The sequence below is a fragment of the Ectothiorhodospira sp. PHS-1 genome (assembly GCF_000225005.1).
Lineage (GTDB): Bacteria > Pseudomonadota > Gammaproteobacteria > Ectothiorhodospirales > Ectothiorhodospiraceae > Ectothiorhodospira.
The window spans coordinates 16,284-31,045 of the sequence record NZ_AGBG01000013.1 but is presented as its reverse complement, the minus strand read 5'-3'; the positions used below and the strand labels follow the sequence as shown (position 1 = coordinate 31,045).

At 66.0% G+C, this 14,762-nt stretch carries 15 protein-coding genes; 10 read left to right on the top strand and 5 right to left on the bottom strand.

All coding sequences use genetic code 11. The features are described 5' to 3' along the window. Window positions 1-2: 2 nt before the first annotated feature. Complete coding sequence (locus tag ECTPHS_RS07320) at window positions 3-665, bottom strand: alpha/beta hydrolase (protein WP_040405453.1); 663 nt, start codon at window positions 663-665, stop codon at window positions 3-5. 140 nt (window positions 666-805) lie between these two features. Here ECTPHS_RS07320 and hemB point away from each other — a divergent pair, with 140 nt between their 5' ends. From hemB to ECTPHS_RS07305, 3 genes are all read left to right on the top strand, one after another. Next, the gene (gene hemB / locus ECTPHS_RS07315; protein WP_008932076.1) at window positions 806-1,807 is read left to right on the top strand and encodes a porphobilinogen synthase; all 1,002 of its coding nucleotides are present in this window, start codon (window positions 806-808) and stop codon (window positions 1,805-1,807) included. A 23-nt stretch (window positions 1,808-1,830) separates the two neighbouring features. Next, on the top strand, window positions 1,831-2,646 hold the full coding sequence (gene aroE / locus ECTPHS_RS07310; RefSeq protein WP_008932075.1) for a shikimate dehydrogenase: 816 nt from the start codon (window positions 1,831-1,833) through the stop codon (window positions 2,644-2,646). A gap of 100 nt (window positions 2,647-2,746) precedes the next feature. Further along, complete coding sequence (locus ECTPHS_RS07305) at window positions 2,747-3,406, top strand: OmpA family protein (protein WP_008932074.1); 660 nt, start codon at window positions 2,747-2,749, stop codon at window positions 3,404-3,406. 101 nt (window positions 3,407-3,507) lie between these two features. On the opposite strand, the gene ECTPHS_RS07300 is transcribed toward ECTPHS_RS07305, so the two are convergent. Genes ECTPHS_RS07300 through ECTPHS_RS07290 form a run of 3 tightly spaced genes read right to left on the bottom strand, consistent with a single transcriptional unit; the run spans window position 3,508 to window position 5,481 of the window. Next, a complete protein-coding gene (locus ECTPHS_RS07300; RefSeq protein ID WP_008932073.1) occupies window positions 3,508-4,038 on the bottom strand; it encodes a gamma carbonic anhydrase family protein in 531 nt (176 codons plus the stop codon). A gap of 5 nt (window positions 4,039-4,043) precedes the next feature. After that, window positions 4,044-5,030, bottom strand: a complete 987-nt coding sequence (gene bioB / locus ECTPHS_RS07295) for a biotin synthase BioB (RefSeq protein ID WP_008932072.1) — start codon at window positions 5,028-5,030, stop codon at window positions 4,044-4,046. Beyond that, window positions 5,023-5,481 carry a hypothetical protein gene (locus ECTPHS_RS07290; RefSeq protein ID WP_008932071.1) on the bottom strand — a complete coding sequence of 153 codons (459 nt, stop codon included), beginning with the start codon at window positions 5,479-5,481 and terminating at the stop codon, window positions 5,023-5,025. The genes bioB and ECTPHS_RS07290 overlap by 8 nt, the downstream gene beginning before the upstream one ends. A gap of 123 nt (window positions 5,482-5,604) precedes the next feature. On the opposite strand from ECTPHS_RS07290, the gene ECTPHS_RS07285 reads away from it, so the two are divergent. Further along, window positions 5,605-6,312 carry a ComF family protein gene (locus tag ECTPHS_RS07285; RefSeq protein ID WP_008932070.1) on the top strand — a complete coding sequence of 236 codons (708 nt, stop codon included), beginning with the start codon at window positions 5,605-5,607 and terminating at the stop codon, window positions 6,310-6,312. On the opposite strand, the gene ubiA is transcribed toward ECTPHS_RS07285, so the two are convergent. Beyond that, window positions 6,313-7,215 (bottom strand): 4-hydroxybenzoate octaprenyltransferase, encoded by a 903-nt coding sequence (gene ubiA / locus ECTPHS_RS07280; protein WP_008932069.1) that lies wholly within the window; start codon window positions 7,213-7,215, stop codon window positions 6,313-6,315. A 68-nt stretch (window positions 7,216-7,283) separates the two neighbouring features. Here ubiA and gorA point away from each other — a divergent pair, with 68 nt between their 5' ends. The 6 genes from gorA to ECTPHS_RS07250 all read left to right on the top strand — a co-directional run bounded on the left by gorA (window position 7,284) and on the right by ECTPHS_RS07250 (window position 14,762). Next, on the top strand, window positions 7,284-8,630 hold the full coding sequence (gene gorA / locus ECTPHS_RS07275) for a glutathione-disulfide reductase (RefSeq protein WP_008932068.1): 1,347 nt from the start codon (window positions 7,284-7,286) through the stop codon (window positions 8,628-8,630). Between the two features lie 13 nt (window positions 8,631-8,643). Continuing rightward, window positions 8,644-9,816, top strand: coding sequence for an 8-amino-7-oxononanoate synthase (bioF, locus tag ECTPHS_RS07270; protein WP_008932067.1), 1,173 nt, complete (start codon window positions 8,644-8,646; stop codon window positions 9,814-9,816). Between the two features lie 88 nt (window positions 9,817-9,904). Continuing rightward, window positions 9,905-10,972 carry an alkene reductase gene (locus ECTPHS_RS07265; RefSeq protein WP_008932066.1) on the top strand — a complete coding sequence of 356 codons (1,068 nt, stop codon included), beginning with the start codon at window positions 9,905-9,907 and terminating at the stop codon, window positions 10,970-10,972. A gap of 298 nt (window positions 10,973-11,270) precedes the next feature. Further along, a complete protein-coding gene (locus ECTPHS_RS14945) occupies window positions 11,271-12,368 on the top strand; it encodes a DUF2726 domain-containing protein (protein WP_210386901.1) in 1,098 nt (365 codons plus the stop codon). Between the two features lie 82 nt (window positions 12,369-12,450). Further along, a complete protein-coding gene (locus ECTPHS_RS13965) occupies window positions 12,451-13,743 on the top strand; it encodes an META domain-containing protein (protein ID WP_008932064.1) in 1,293 nt (430 codons plus the stop codon). 71 nt (window positions 13,744-13,814) lie between these two features. Continuing rightward, the gene (locus ECTPHS_RS07250; RefSeq protein WP_040405439.1) at window positions 13,815-14,762 is read left to right on the top strand and encodes an SPFH domain-containing protein; all 948 of its coding nucleotides are present in this window, start codon (window positions 13,815-13,817) and stop codon (window positions 14,760-14,762) included.

The following is a 14,762-nucleotide window of genomic DNA, read 5'->3' as shown; positions in this document are numbered from 1 at the left end:
GCTTATGCCAGCAGCGTGCCGAACCAGCCGCTCAGATCCCGGATCTCGTCGGCGCAGACACTGTGGGGCATGGGGTATTCATGCCATTGCACCACGGCTCCGAGGCTACCGAGCAGTTTGGAGGTATGGCGACCGAAATCCACCGGGATCACCGGGTCAAGGCTGCCATGGCCCATGAACACGGGCATCCCCCGGGCGCGCCGGGACAGCCCCACCCCGGCCTGATCCGCATCGGGCATGTAGGTGGACAGGGCAAAGATGCCGTCCACCGCCGGGCCTTCCGACAGCCCCGCCAGCAGGGCCACCGCCCCACCCTGGGAAAAGCCCCCCAGCAGCACCCGGTCATGGTCCTGGCGGGCCGTTTCCACCATGGCCTGGATCAGGGAGACCGCCTCGGCCACCTGGGCATGATCCTCACCCCGGCCCGGGTCCAGGCTGAGAAAGTCATACCAGGCCCGCATGGGCATGTGATTGTTGATGGTCACCCGCCGCACAGGGGCATGGGGGAAGAGGAAGCGCACCGGCGCATCCGGCGGCAGGGCAAGCTCCGGCACGATGGGTTCGAAGTCGTGGCCGTCGGCCCCCAGGCCATGCAGCCAGATGACGCAGGAACGGGGCGAGGCGCCGGTATCGATGACGACGGTATCAAGGGATGTGTTTTTCATGACCCATAGCATAGCCACTTTGTCTTGCCCGCACTACGGGCCCGGCAGGTGCCCGCGGGGCCGTGCCCGGCGGGGATGAATCCGCTATCCTGTGTGCGGTTAATTCATCCAGCCTCCGATCACAGCGTGGAGCGATCTCAATGTCCCAGTTCAAAGGTTACTATCCCCTGGTTCGTCCCCGTCGCATGCGGCGCGACGACTTCTCCCGCCGCCTCATGCGCGAGAACCGGCTGACCCCGGATGACTTCATCTATCCGGTCTTCGTGCTCGAAGGCAAGGGTGAGCGGGAGGCGGTACCCTCCATGCCCGGGGTGGAGCGTCTGTCCATCGACCTGCTGGTGGAGGAGGCCCGTGTCTGTGCCCGGATGGGCATTCCCGCCATGGCCCTGTTCCCCGTGGTCCCCATGGAGAAGAAGAGCGAGGACGCGGCCGAGGCCTACAATCCCAATGGCCTGGCCCAGAATGCCGTGCGCGCCATCAAGGATGCCGTGCCGGAAATGGGCGTGATCACCGACGTGGCCCTGGATCCCTTCACCACCCACGGCCAGGATGGACTCATCGACGAAACCGGCTACGTGCTCAATGACGAAACCGTGGACGTGCTGACCCAGCAGGCCCTGTCCCATGCCGAGGCCGGCGCCGACGTGGTGGCCCCTTCCGACATGATGGACGGCCGAATCGGCGCCATCCGCGAAGTGCTGGAGGAAGGCGGTCACATTCATACCCGCATCCTGGCCTATTCCGCCAAGTACGCCTCCAGCTTCTACGGTCCCTTCCGTGATGCCGTGGGCTCGGCCGCCAACCTGGGTGCCGGCAACAAGTACACCTACCAGATGGACCCCCACAACTCCGACGAGGCCCTGCATGAAGTGGCCATGGATCTTGAGGAAGGGGCCGACATGGTGATGATCAAGCCCGGCATGCCCTATTTGGACATCGTGCGCCGGGTGAAGGAAACCTTTGGCGTGCCCACCTTCGCCTATCACGTGAGCGGTGAATACGCCATGCTCAAGGCGGCGGGTCAGAACGGCTGGATCAACGAGAAGGCCTGCGTACTGGAGGCCCTGGTCTGCATGAAGCGGGCCGGCGCCGACGGCATCCTCACCTACTACGCCCGCCAGGCGGTGGAGTGGATGGACTGATCGTTCCGGAGAGAGCCCCTGTCATGGATCATTATGCCGTCATCGGCAACCCCATCGGGCACAGCAAGTCGCCCCAGATCCACAGCCTGTTCGCCCGGCAGACGGGCCAGGATCTCGTCTACGAGGCCATCCTGGCGCCGCCGGACGATTTTGCCGGCAACGTGCGACGTCTGGTGGCCCAGGGCTACCGGGGCTTCAGCATCACCGTGCCGTTCAAGCACGAGGCCTTCGACCTGGCGGACCGGCTCAGTGAGCGTGCCCGCCGGGCCGGGGCCGTCAACACGCTGAAGGTGGAGCCGGAGGGACTGTACGGCGACAACACCGACGGCGTGGGTCTGGTGAATGCCCTGAGGGCCGTCCCCGGCGCGACCCTGGCGGGCGCCAGGATCCTGCTGCTGGGGGCCGGCGGCGCCGTGCGCGGCGTGCTGGCCCCGCTGCTGGCGGAGCATCCCGAGAGCCTGCACATCGCCAACCGCACCGCGGAAAAGGCGGCGGCCCTGGCGCGGGATTTCGCCGACCTGGGTCCGGTGTCCGGTGGTGGCCTGGATGGGCTGGCGGGACGTCATTTCGATCTGGTGATCAACGGCACGGCAGCGGGCCTGAACGATCAGGTGCCCGATCTGCCCGACGGCCTGCTCATCCCCGGGGGCGGTTGCTGCGACATGATGTATGGCGACACCCCCACCGCCTTCGTGCGTTGGGGACAGTCCCAGGGGGCCGGCTGGACCCGGGATGGCCTGGGCATGCTGGTGGAACAGGCGGCGGAGGCCTTCGCCCTGTGGCGTGACTGCCGCCCCGATACCGGGCCGGTGATGACGGCCCTGCGCCCGGATTCATGAACCGTTCATCCATCGGCTGCTAAAACCGGTTCATGGACCGATGGATGTCCCGCATCTGCGCAAGCGATAAAGTGACAGTAACTCAAAAAAGAGGCTCGACATGCATAAAACATTGCTGATCCTGACCCTGGCCGCCGCCATGGCGCTGGCGGGCTGCACCACCCTGGATCCCTATACCGGCGAACAGAAGGTCAGTTCCGCCACCAAGGGGGCCGCCATTGGCGCCGCCGCGGGCGCCCTGATCGGCAACGTCACCACCCGACGCGATCGCACCAAGCGCGCCATGGTCGGCGCCGGAATCGGCGCCCTGGCCGGGGCCGCCGTGGGTAATTACATGGACCGTCAGGAACTGGAACTGCGTCAGCGTCTGGAAGGGAGCGGGGTGAGCGTCACCCGGGTGGGGGACAATCTGGTCCTCAACATGCCGGGCAACATCACCTTCGACGTCAATCGTGCGGAAGTGAAGCCGGATTTCTATGAGGTGCTCAACTCCGTGGCCCTGGTGGCCAAAAAGTATGATCAGACCGCCATCGAGGTGGCCGGCCATACGGACAGTACCGGCAGCGTGGAGTACAACATGGATCTGTCCCAGCGTCGGGCCGACAGCGTGGCCCGTTATCTGGCGGGCCAGGGCGTTTCCCAGGTCCGGCTCGACACCATCGGCTTCGGTCCCCATCGCCCGGTGGCGGACAACAGCACCACCCATGGCCGTTCCCTGAACCGTCGCGTGGAACTGACCCTGATCCCCCTGACCCTGTAACCGCGCGTGCCTTCCGGATCTTTCCGGGAGGTTGCATTGAGCGCGTCCCTCCCTTCTCTCCCCTGGGGGAGAAGGGCCGGGGATGAGGGGCGCCGCTGAGGCTACCCGCCCCCGGCGTGCCGGTTCTTCACCCGCACGTAATGTTCCGCCGAATAGCGCAGGTGGGCCTTTTCCTCCTCGGTGAGCGGTCGCACCCGCCGGGCCGGGCTACCCCGCCACAGATGACCGCTTTCCAGCAGTTTTCCCGGGGGCACCACGCTGCCGGCCGCCAGCAGCACGTCCGACTCGATCACCGCGCCGTCCATGACGATGCTCCCCATGCCCACCATGACCCGGTCATGGAGGGTGCAGGCGTGCAGGATCACCTTGTGCCCCACCGTCACCGCGTCACCCACCACCAGGTCCCGGCCGCCGGGGGTATAGGGACCGTCATGGGTCACATGCAGCACGCTGCCGTCCTGGATGTTGGTGCAGGCCCCGATGCGGATACGGTTCACATCCCCCCGCAGCACGCACAGGGGCCAGATGGAGCTGTCCTCGCCCAGGGTCACATCCCCGATCACCACCGCCGTCTCATCCACCCAGGCACCGGCGGCGATCCGGGGCCGATGATTTTCAAAGGCCCGGATCATGGTCGTCAGGCCGCGTGGACACTGCTGTGGGCGTGCTTTTCCTCCACCACCCGAGAGGTCAGCCCCAGGCGCCGGAACAGGGCCTCGTCGTGGCTTTCAGAGGCATTGGGGGTGGTGAGCAGCGTGTCGCCGTGGAAGATGGAGTTGGCGCCGGCAAAGAAGCACAGGGCCTGCATCTCGTCGCTCATCTCGCTGCGGCCCGCGGACAGGCGCACATGGGAATGGGGCATGATGATCCGGGCCACGGCCACGGTACGCACGAACTCGAAGGGGTCGAGGGGTTCCACACCATGCAGCGGCGTGCCTTCCACCTGTACCAGGTTGTTGATGGGCACCGACTCCGGATGCCGGGGCAGGTTGGCCAGTTGCTGCAGCAGGCTGGCCCGGTCACGGCGGGATTCGCCCATGCCCAGAATGCCACCGGAGCAGACATTGATGCCGGCCTCGCGCACATGGGCCAGGGTGTCCAGGCGGTCCTGATAGGTCCGGGTGGTGATCACCTCGCCGTAGTACTCCGGGGAGGTGTCCAGGTTGTGATTGTAGTAGTCCAGGCCCGATTCCTTCAGGCGCCGGGCCTGCATCTCGGTGAGCATGCCCAGGGTCATGCAGGTTTCCAGCTCCAGCGCCCGCACGCCCTTGACCATCTCGATGATCTGTTCCAGGTTGCGGTCGTTGAGATTGCGCCAGGCGGCGCCCATGCAGAACCGCGTGGCGCCTTCATCCTTGGCCTTGCGCGCCTCGGCCAGTACCTCGGCCACGGGCATGAGTTGCTCCTTTTCCACCGCGGTGTCGTGGTGGGCACTCTGGGAGCAGTAGCCGCAGTTCTCGGAACAGGAGCCGGTCTTGATGGACAGCAGGCGGCTCACCTGGATCTGGTTGGGATTGAAGCGGGCACGATGAACGGTGTGGGCCTCGAACAGGAGGTCATTGAATGGGCGTTCCAGGAGGGCGAGGATCTCGTCCACCTCCCAGTCGTGGCGTGTATCAGCCATGGTCAGGTTCCTCGGGGATTGCAACGTCGTGCCATTGTTCGCGGTTGATCCGGATGATGTCCCGGATCGACCAGGGGATGAGTATCGCGGCGGCCACCAGCCAGTAGAGCCGGTAATAGAGTATCTCCGGCGGGAAGAAGGTGCCGATGACGATGAGTGAGCCCATCAGGGCGTAATAGCGATAGGCCGCCTGCTGGGTGTAGTGTCCCACCCGGGGTTCCGGATGATGACGGTTGAGGGCGTAGACCAGCATGGAGCCGCCGAACCACAGTACCAGGGGGACGATGCCCATGATGGCGGCGATGATGGTGGCCATGCCCACGTCGCCGGTGACCAGGAACAGGGGCACGCCGGCGACGGTCACGGCAATGATGTTGCCGTAATTGAACAGCTTGGCCGATCCGGCGCAGGCGCGGGCTGAGACGATGCGGGGGGCGGCGGTATGGGGCATGGGAAGGGTCCGTGCCTGAAGGGGCTTTTGCGCTGTGTCCGGCGGGTATCGTGCATACCCTGATCTGGTAGGATATCAGGCCAATATACCGTATCAATCCACAAGGTGACAGGGATCGTGACCATGATTGCATCCTGGCTCGGGGGGCTGCGCGGCGCCCTGCTGGAAACCGCCTATCCGTCCACCTGCCTGCTGTGCGCGGCCCCGGGCCATGCCGGGCTGGACCTGTGTGCCGCCTGTCGGGCGGAATTGCCGGTGTCCGATCATGCCTGCACCCGCTGTGGCCTTCCCCTGGAGTACCCTGCCCCCTTCTGCGGGCACTGTCTGCGCCGACCTCCCCCCTTTGATGCCGCCTGGTCCGCCCTGCTCTATGCCCCGCCGGTGGACGACCTGATCGCTGACTTCAAGTTTCGCGCCCGCCTGCCCCAGGGGCGTCTGTTGGCGCGGTTGATGGCCGATGCCCTGGCATCCCGGGTGCCCCCGCCCGACTGCGTGATCCCGGTCCCCCTGCACCCATGCCGGCTGAGGGAGCGGGGCTTCAATCAGGCCCTGGAGCTGGTCCGGCCCCTGGCACGGACACTGGCGTGTCCCATCACCCATGGGGCGGTGACGCGGATACGGGCCACGCCGCCCCAGCAGAGTCTGGCGGCCACCGCGCGGCATGGCAATCTGCGGGGTGCCTTCCGGGTGGCGCCGGGTTTGGAGGCCGGGCACGTGGCCTTGGTGGACGATGTGATGACCACCGGTTCCACCTTGCGGGAGATCGCCGCCGCCCTCAAGGCCCACGGCGTCGGCCGGGTGGATGTGTGGGTGCTGGCGCGGGCGGCCTGATCAGCCGGCGCTGAAGAGATAGGAGGCAATGATCCCCGCGAAGACGGCCAGGCCGAACCAGTTGTTGTTCAAGAAGGCCTGGAAGCAGCCCTTGGGATTCCGGTCATGGATCAGATACTGCTGATAGAGGGCCAGCAGGGCCGCGATCCCGAGTCCCAGGTAGAAGAACCCGCCCAGGCCGGCCTGCATGCCCACCAGTGCCAGGGCCACCAGGGTCAGGCCCTGCAGGATGCCGATGATCAGACGGTCGGCCTCACCGAACAGGATGGCGCTGGATTTGACCCCGATCTTCAGGTCATCCGGTCGGTCCACCATGGCATACATGGTGTCGTAGGCCGTGGTCCATAGGATGGTGGCCACGAACAGCAGCCAGGCCAGCGGCGGCGGGAACTCCCCGGTCTGGGCGGCAAAGGCCATGGGCACGGCCCAGCCGAAGGCAGCGCCCAGGTGCACCTGGGGAAGATGATGGAATCGCTTCATGAAGGGGTAGCTGACCGCCAGTACCAGGGCCACCACGGACAGGGCGATGGTCAGGGGGTTCATCAGCAGCACCAGGGCAAAGGCCGTCAGGGCGAGGGCCACGGTCACGCCCACCGCCTCCCGGGCGCTGATGCGCCGGTTGGCCAGGGGGCGGTCCCGGGTCCGGCTGACATGGCCATCGATGTCCCGGTCGGCGAAGTCATTGATGGCGCAGCCGGCGGACCGCATCAGGGCCACGCCGGCCACGAACACGAACAGGACCAGCAGGTCGGGCATGCCCTCGGCCGCGATCCACAGCGCCCAGAGGGTCGGCCAGAGGAGCAGGAGGATGCCGATGGGCCGGTGCAGTCGGGTCAGCAGGGCGTACTGGACGAGCCTGTCATGCAGACTCAGCGGGGCGGTGTCTGGGGTCACGGGTTTCAAAGCGGGCTTGGTCCGGTATCTGCCAGGGGCTAAAGTGTAGCAAAGCAAAACGGAGCAGGAGAGCATCCATGCAAGATCATTACGACCTCATCGCCATTGGTGCCGGTAGCGGTGGTCTGTCCGTGGTGGAACGGGCGGCCCGTCACGGTGCCCGCTGCGCCGTGGTGGAGAAAGGTCCTCTAGGTGGTACCTGTGTCAACGTGGGCTGCGTGCCGAAGAAGGTGATGTGGTATGCCGCCGAGACCGCCCATCGGCTGGAGGATGCCCCCGGTTACGGTTTCAGCCTGGCCCGGGAGGGGTTCGACTGGACCGCGCTGGTGACCAAAAGAGATGCCTACATTGCCGATATCAATGCCTGGTATCGCACCTATCTGGAGGATTCCGGTGTCGACCTGATCCAGGGCGCCGCCCGGTTCGTGGCGGAGCGCACCCTGGAAGTGGACGGGCGGCGGGTGACGGCGGATCACGTGGTGATTGCGGTGGGGGGGCGGCCCACGGTGCCGGATCTACCCGGCGCGGAACTGGGTATCACCTCGGACGGCTTTTTTGCCCTCCAGAGTCAGCCCCGGCGGGTCGCCGTGGTGGGCGCGGGCTATATCGCCGTCGAACTGGCGGGGATGCTGCAGGCCCTGGGATCGGAAGTCTCCATGTACCTGCGTGGCGAGACCCTGTTGCGTACCTTCGATGCCATGCTGCGGGATACGCTGATGGAGCAGATGCTGGCGGCGGGCGTGAACCTGTTCCCCCGCACCCGGGTATCCCGGCTCATCGCCCACCCGGACAGCGTGGAGCTGCGCTGTGACCAGGGGGAATGCCGAGGGGTGTTCGATCAGGTGATCTGGGCCATCGGCCGGACCCCGGCCACCGCCGGGCTGGATCTGGCGGTGGCCGGGGTGAGTCAGGATGAACAGGGCTTCATTCCCACCGATGCCTTTCAGAACACCAACGTGGCGGGGGTCTACGCCATCGGTGACGTCACCGGTCGTGCCGCCCTGACACCGGTGGCCATCGCGGCCGGCCGGCGGCTGGCGGACCGTCTGTTCGGCGGCCTCCCGGATCGACACCTGTCCTATGAAAACATCGCCTCGGTGGTGTTCAGCCATCCTCCCATCGGCACCGTGGGCCTGACGGAGGACGAGGCCCGCGCCACCCACGGCAGTGCGGTGAAGGTGTATGCCACCCGCTTCACTTCCATGTACCACGCCATGACCGATCACAAGGTCCCCACGGCCATGAAGCTGGTGACGGTGGGGGCGCAAGAGAAGGTGGTGGGCGTGCATATCATCGGGCCGGGCGCGGACGAGATGCTGCAGGGATTTGCGGTGGCGGTGCGCATGGGCGCCACCAAGCAGGATCTGGACGATACCGTGGCCCTGCATCCCACCAGCGCGGAGGAGCTGGTCACCCTGCGGTGACCGGGAGCGCCCCATGAAAGACCTTGCCCCCCTGCTCCAGCAACGCCGGGCCGAGCATCGTTACCGGCAGCGGCGGCTGCTGGACGGCCCCCAGCAGCCGGAGCAGATCATCGACGGTCGGCCGGTACTGGCCTTCTGCAGCAACGACTACCTGGGCCTGGCCAGCCACCCGGCGGTGATTGCCGCCTTCAAGGCCGGTGCCGACCGCTACGGCGTGGGGGCCGGGGCCGCCCATCTGGTCAATGGCCATACCCGTGCCCACCACCAGCTGGAAGAGGCGCTGGCCGCCTTCACCGGCCGTGAACGCGCCCTGCTCTTCTCCACCGGCTACATGGCCAACCTGGGGGTGGCCCAGGCCCTGCTCCATCGGGGTGACCGGGTGTTGCAGGACCGTCTCAATCACGCCTCCCTGATCGATGCCGCCCGCATCAGCGAGGCCCGGTTGCAGCGCTATCGCCACGCCGACCCGGACGACCTGGCCCGTCTGCTGGACCGGGACCCGGAGCGGGAAACCCTGGTGAGCACCGACGGCGTGTTTTCCATGGACGGCGATGTCGCTCCCCTGCCCGCCCTGGCCGACCTGTGCGCCCGGGCCGGGGCCTGGTTCATGGTGGATGATGCCCACGGCCTGGGCGTGCTGGGTGCCACCGGGGCCGGCACACTGGAACACCAGGGACTGGATCAGGCCAGGGTCCCCATCCTCATGGGCACCCTGGGCAAGGGGCTGGGCACCGCCGGGGCCTTCGTGGCCGGTGGGGAAGACCTGATCGAGACCCTGATCCAGGCCGCCCGAACCTATGTTTACACCACTGCCATGCCCGCCGCCGTGGCGACGGCCACGCTGGCTGCCCTGCAAGTGGTGCGCACGGAGCCGGAGCGCCGCGAGCATCTGCGGATGCTGGTGCGGCAATTCCGGGCCGGCGCAACGGAACTGGGACTGACGCTGATGGACAGCGACACCCCCATCCAGCCCTTGCTGGTGGGCGACGCGGCCGCCGCCATGGCCCTGAGCGAAGGCCTGCTGGCCCGGGGCCTGCTGGTGCCCGCCATCCGCCCACCCACGGTGCCGGTAGGCACGGCCCGTCTGCGGGTGACCCTGAGCGCGGCCCATACCCCTGCCCATGTGGACCGGTTGCTGGAAGGCCTGCGGGCGCTTTGCGCATCGCCGGCGTCAGGGATGGGCTGATCGCTCCCTTCTCCCCTTGCCCTTGGTACACTCCATCCCACCAAAACAGTCTGTCATTGCATCCAGAACCCAGGAGAGAAGACGTCCCATGCCCAAGAAAGAGATCGATCTGTTTTCCAACCTCTATGCCGGTGCCCTGGACCTCAAGAACCGTATCGTCATGGCGCCCATGACCCGCTCCCGGGCGGACGATCAGGGCGTGCCCGGCGAGCATGCGGCGACCTACTATGCCCAGCGGGCCTCCGCCGGCCTGATCATCAGCGAGGGCACCTACCCCTGCCCCATGGGCAAGGGCTACCTGCGTACCCCGGGCATGTTCACCGAAGAGCACGTGGATGCCTGGGCCCGGGTGACGGACGCGGTCCATGCCGCCGGCGGCAGCATGGTGCTGCAGGTCATGCACGCGGGCCGCATCTCCGATCCATCTTTCCTGCCCGGTGGTGCCACCCCCGTCTCCGCTTCCGCGGTGCGCCCGGAGGGTCAGTCCTTCACCCAGGACGGCATGAAGCCCCATGTCACCCCCCGCGCCCTGGAAGTCAGCGAGATCCAGGATGTCATCGAGGACTTTCGCGTTGCCACCTCACTGGCCTTCGAGGCCGGCTTCGATGGTGTCGAACTGCACGCCGCCTCCGGCTACCTGCCCGAGCAGTTCCTCTGCTCCGGCACCAATCAGCGTACCGACCAGTACGGCGGCAGCGTGGAAAACCGTGCCCGCTTCATTCTGGAGATCCTGGAGGCCATGACCTCCGTGCGCAGCGGTGATTACATCGGCATCAAGCTGGCGCCGGAGATGGGCTTCAACGACATCCGCGACGACAATCCCCAGGAAACCTACGCCTATCTGGTGGAACAGCTGGACTATTACCGCCTGGCCTATCTACACGTGGCCCTGTTCGGTACCGAAGTGGACTACCACGGCCTGTTGCGGCCCAAATTCAAGGGTGATGCCTACCTGGCCGGCGGTGGCCTGACCCGGGAGACGGGCGAGGCGCTGGTCAGGTCGGGCAAGGCGGATGCCGCCGTTTACGGCACCCCCTTCATCGCCAACCCGGATCTGGTGGAGCGTTTCCGCCGCAACGCCCCCCTGGCCGAGGCGAACCGGGACACCTTCTACACCCCCGGCCCCGAAGGCTACATCGACTACCCCACGCTCTGACGGCCCGTTGCCCGTCCGCAGGCCCGATCCGGCCCGCCGTTCCGGCCGGGTCGGGTCATGCAATCCCGAAACCAGGTCAAATGTTGCGGGTTTCATGACCAAAAACCCCATTCATGCCCTTGTAATAGGGCGGCACACCGCTCCACAATCAGGCCATCAGGCATTGACATCCAGTCGAACAGTTGTACCGGGAAGGCGGTATCACTGCGTCATTGAGTAACCTGCCGTCCGTATCCCGGAACAGATCGTCCAATCCGATGGGGGGGTATCAGCGATGGTGGAGTTTTCCCTGATTGTCTTGTTTCTGATTGCCGCGTTGCTGTTCTATCAGCAATACAACGCGCGCGTTTCCCTGCCCGCCCCACGGCCGGATTGCTACGGCAAGTCTGAGTCCATGCTCAAGCCCGAGGAAAAGGCCCTGTTCAAGGCCCTGGAAGACGGCCTGGGCGCCGATCACTACGTCTTCCCCAAGGTCATGGCGGCTAATGTACTGGAACTGAAGCCGAACCCCGATCAGCCCCTGAAGCAGGCTTCCCGCCAGCGTATCGCCCATGAATACTTCGATTTCGTGATCTGCCGAAAGTCCGATCAGGCGATGACCTGTGCCCTGCGCATGGAGGCCGCCGGCAAGGGCCTGACGGCGCTGCATGATTCCAATATGTTTCTGGGCTCGGTCTGCCGCCACGTGGAGTTGCCTTACGCGGTGATTCCCACCGAATCCGAGTACCAGGCCGATCGTGTCAGGGCGCAGGTTGACGAGGCCATCGCCGCCACCAAGGCCCAGATCAAGGCCAAGGCCAAAGCCAAGGCGGAGGCCAAGGCCAGGGCGGAAGCCAAAGCCAAGGCCAAGATGGAAGCCAAGGCGAAGGCGGAAGCCAAAGCCAGGGCGGAAGCTGAGGCCAGGGCAGCGCAGAAGGCGGCGGCACAGAAGGCAGCAGCACAGAAACCCAAGCCGACCGCTCCGGAGCCGACCCCGGCTGTCTCCGCTTCCGTCGCCGCCAAACCTGAGGTCAAGACCGCTCCCGCACCCAAGCTGGCCGCCCAGCCTGAACCGGCCGCCAAGTCCGAGCCCATGCCTGAAGTGAAATCCGCGCCCGGGAGCCAGGCCCCGGCGGCGACGCCGGCCCCTTCGCCCCAACAGCCGGCCGAGGCGGAAACCAAGGGCAAGGATGAGCCGCCGCCGCCCAGTGCGTCGGCTTCGCGCGGCACCAGCGGTACGACGGTCGATGTGGTGAGTGCCCCTGCAAGAAAGGCGGTCCCGCCCCGCAGGTCCCGTGCCACGGCCGCCAAGACCGGTGTGGCTGCCGCCAAGGCCAAGCGCACCACCGCCACCCAGTCCGCCGCGGCAAGGGCCCGTGGCACCACCCGGCGAGGGCCGGTAACGAAGAAGGACTGACAGACAGGAATAGGTAGGCTGTGTACTCCTGAGTGGGTAACGGTTACGCTGGTCCAATCGCACCTGCTCAGGAGTCCATGCCATGCGTCTTCCCGTGTCCCTGGTGATCTTGCTGTTGGCCGTGCTCGTGAGCCTGCCCGGCTGTCGTGATGCCCGGACGGTCGCCCCGGATGGTGACGGCATCGTTACCATTCAAGGTGAACTGACCTATCCGGAGCGCATTGCCCTGCCGCCTCAGGCCGTGGCTGTCATCGAGGTGCGTGCCTTTGACGCAACCGGCGAGCAGGTTCTGATCGAGCAGCGCCTTGACCTGGAGGGCCGGCAGGTCCCCATTCCCTTCCGTCTTGAGCTGCCTTCCGTCGCCCTGGGCGGGACGGCCATCCACGAACTGCGGGGCGCTGTGGAACTGGAGGGGCAGTGGTTGCGAGTGACGGAACCGCTGATGCTGTCCCTGACCGGGAACACGCTGGATACCGGACCGCTGCGTCTGATTCCGTTCACCGCGGCGCGCTTTGGCACCCATTTCACCTGCGGTCCCGAACAGGTCGTGCTGGACGCATCGCCACGCCTCATCGTGTCGGGCACCGCCCACGATCTGGTGCCGGTGCCGGCGGCATCCGGGGTTCGCCTTGAAGGCGTGGAGGACCCCGACACCTGGATTCATGAAAAGGGCGGCGAGGCCCTGATCAGTGTGGCGGGGCGGGAGCTACCGCCCTGCCGGATCATCCAGCCCCCTTCCCTGCCCTTCCGCGCTTATGGTCAGGAGCCGGGCTGGCACGTGGATATCGAGCAGGATCGGATCACCCTGGTCACCGGCTATGGTGCGCAAACCCTGACCCTGCCCCTGCTGCACACGGGACAGGACGGACCCCGGACCCGTTTCCGGGCCGCCGATGCCGGGCATCGTCTGGTGGTCGCTGTCGCCCCCGATATCTGTCGCGACAGCATGAGCGGCATGCCTCACCCCTACACCGTGATCCTGCAGCGGGACGACGAGACCCTGAACGGCTGCGGAGGCGAGCCGCTGTCCCTGCTCACGGACCGGGAGTGGGTCATTGAAGACCTGGACGGTCAGGGCATCGTGGATCAATCCCGCATCACCCTGCAGTTTTTTGCCCAGGACGGCCGGGTGGCCGGTACTGCCTCCTGCAACCGTTACCACGGAGGTTTCACGCTCACCGGCGAGAATCTGACCTTCCAGCACCCCGCTTCCACCCTGATGGCCTGCCACGAGGCACTGATGCATCAGGAGCAGACCTTCTTCCGCATCCTGGCCGCGGTCACCGGGTTTGATATCGACGCCACCGGTGCCCTGGTCCTGTCCGGGCTGGAGGGGACGATGAAGGGTCATGCCGAGCCGATGGCCTCCCCGTGAGCATGGGTGTGTTTTGAGCCTTGATCCGCGATACTGACCCGTATCCGGCATATACAACCTGGGGGATGACCATGGAAGCCTTTGGAATCTTTGCCACCACCATCGTGGTGGTCACCATCATCTTCATTGCCAAGGCGGTCAAGGCGGTGCCGCAGGGTGAAAAATGGACCGTGGAGCGGTTCGGGCGCTACACCCGCACCCTGGAATCGGGCCTCAACATCATCGTGCCGTTCATCGACAGCATCGGTCGCAAGCTGACGGTGATGGAACAGGTGCTGGACGTGCCGGCGCAGACCGTGATCACCAAGGACAATGCCGCCGTGGTGGCCGACGGCGTGGTCTTTTTCCGCATTGATGATGCCGCCTCCGCCGCCTACCAGGTGCGCAACCTGGAAGAGGCCATCGTCAATCTCACCACCACCAACCTGCGCTCGGTGATCGGCTCCATGGATCTGGACGATACCCTGTCCAATCGCAGCAAGATCAACGATGTTCTCATGGGCATCGTCGACGATGCCACCAATCCCTGGGGCGTCAAGATCGTCCGCATCGAGATCCGCGACCTGAAAATGGAGCCGGAGTTGCAGAAGGCGATGAACATGCAGATGACCGCCGAGCGCAAGCGTCGGGCCCAGGTCCTGGAGGCCACCGGCAAGCGGGAGGCGGAGATTTTGCAGGCGGAAGGCGAAAAGCAGGCCGCCATCCTGCGCGCCGAAGGGGAGCGTCAGGCGGCCTTCCTGGAGGCCGAGGCCCGCGAGCGTGAGGCCAAGGCCGAGGCCGAGGCAACCCGCGTGGTGTCCGAAGCCATCGCCTCCGGGAACATTCAGGCGGTGCAGTACTTCCTGGGCATCAAGTACGTGGAGGCCCTGCAGCAGATCGGCAAGGCCGATAATTCCAAGCTGGTCCTGATGCCCCTGGAGGCCTCGGGGATCACCGGTGCCGTGGCCGGCGTGACCGAACTGGTGCAGCAGATGGGGGCGGACAACAAGGCCCTGACCTCCGGCTCATCCGTTAAATAG

Bases quoted from the DNA above. Each gene is read 5' to 3' on its own strand.
- ECTPHS_RS07320 (WP_040405453.1), bottom strand. From the start codon at position 665: ATGAAAAACACATCCCTTGATACCGTCGTCATCGATACCGGCGCCTCG.
- hemB (WP_008932076.1), top strand. From the start codon at position 806: ATGTCCCAGTTCAAAGGTTACTATCCCCTGGTTCGTCCCCGTCGCATG.
- aroE (WP_008932075.1), top strand. From the start codon at position 1,831: ATGGATCATTATGCCGTCATCGGCAACCCCATCGGGCACAGCAAGTCG.
- ECTPHS_RS07305 (WP_008932074.1), top strand. From the start codon at position 2,747: ATGCATAAAACATTGCTGATCCTGACCCTGGCCGCCGCCATGGCGCTG.
- ECTPHS_RS07300 (WP_008932073.1), bottom strand. From the start codon at position 4,038: ATGATCCGGGCCTTTGAAAATCATCGGCCCCGGATCGCCGCCGGTGCC.
- bioB (WP_008932072.1), bottom strand. From the start codon at position 5,030: ATGGCTGATACACGCCACGACTGGGAGGTGGACGAGATCCTCGCCCTC.
- ECTPHS_RS07290 (WP_008932071.1), bottom strand. From the start codon at position 5,481: ATGCCCCATACCGCCGCCCCCCGCATCGTCTCAGCCCGCGCCTGCGCC.
- ECTPHS_RS07285 (WP_008932070.1), top strand. From the start codon at position 5,605: ATGATTGCATCCTGGCTCGGGGGGCTGCGCGGCGCCCTGCTGGAAACC.
- gorA (WP_008932068.1), top strand. From the start codon at position 7,284: ATGCAAGATCATTACGACCTCATCGCCATTGGTGCCGGTAGCGGTGGT.
- bioF (WP_008932067.1), top strand. From the start codon at position 8,644: ATGAAAGACCTTGCCCCCCTGCTCCAGCAACGCCGGGCCGAGCATCGT.
- ECTPHS_RS07265 (WP_008932066.1), top strand. From the start codon at position 9,905: ATGCCCAAGAAAGAGATCGATCTGTTTTCCAACCTCTATGCCGGTGCC.
- ECTPHS_RS13965 (WP_008932064.1), top strand. From the start codon at position 12,451: ATGCGTCTTCCCGTGTCCCTGGTGATCTTGCTGTTGGCCGTGCTCGTG.
- ECTPHS_RS07250 (WP_040405439.1), top strand. From the start codon at position 13,815: ATGGAAGCCTTTGGAATCTTTGCCACCACCATCGTGGTGGTCACCATC.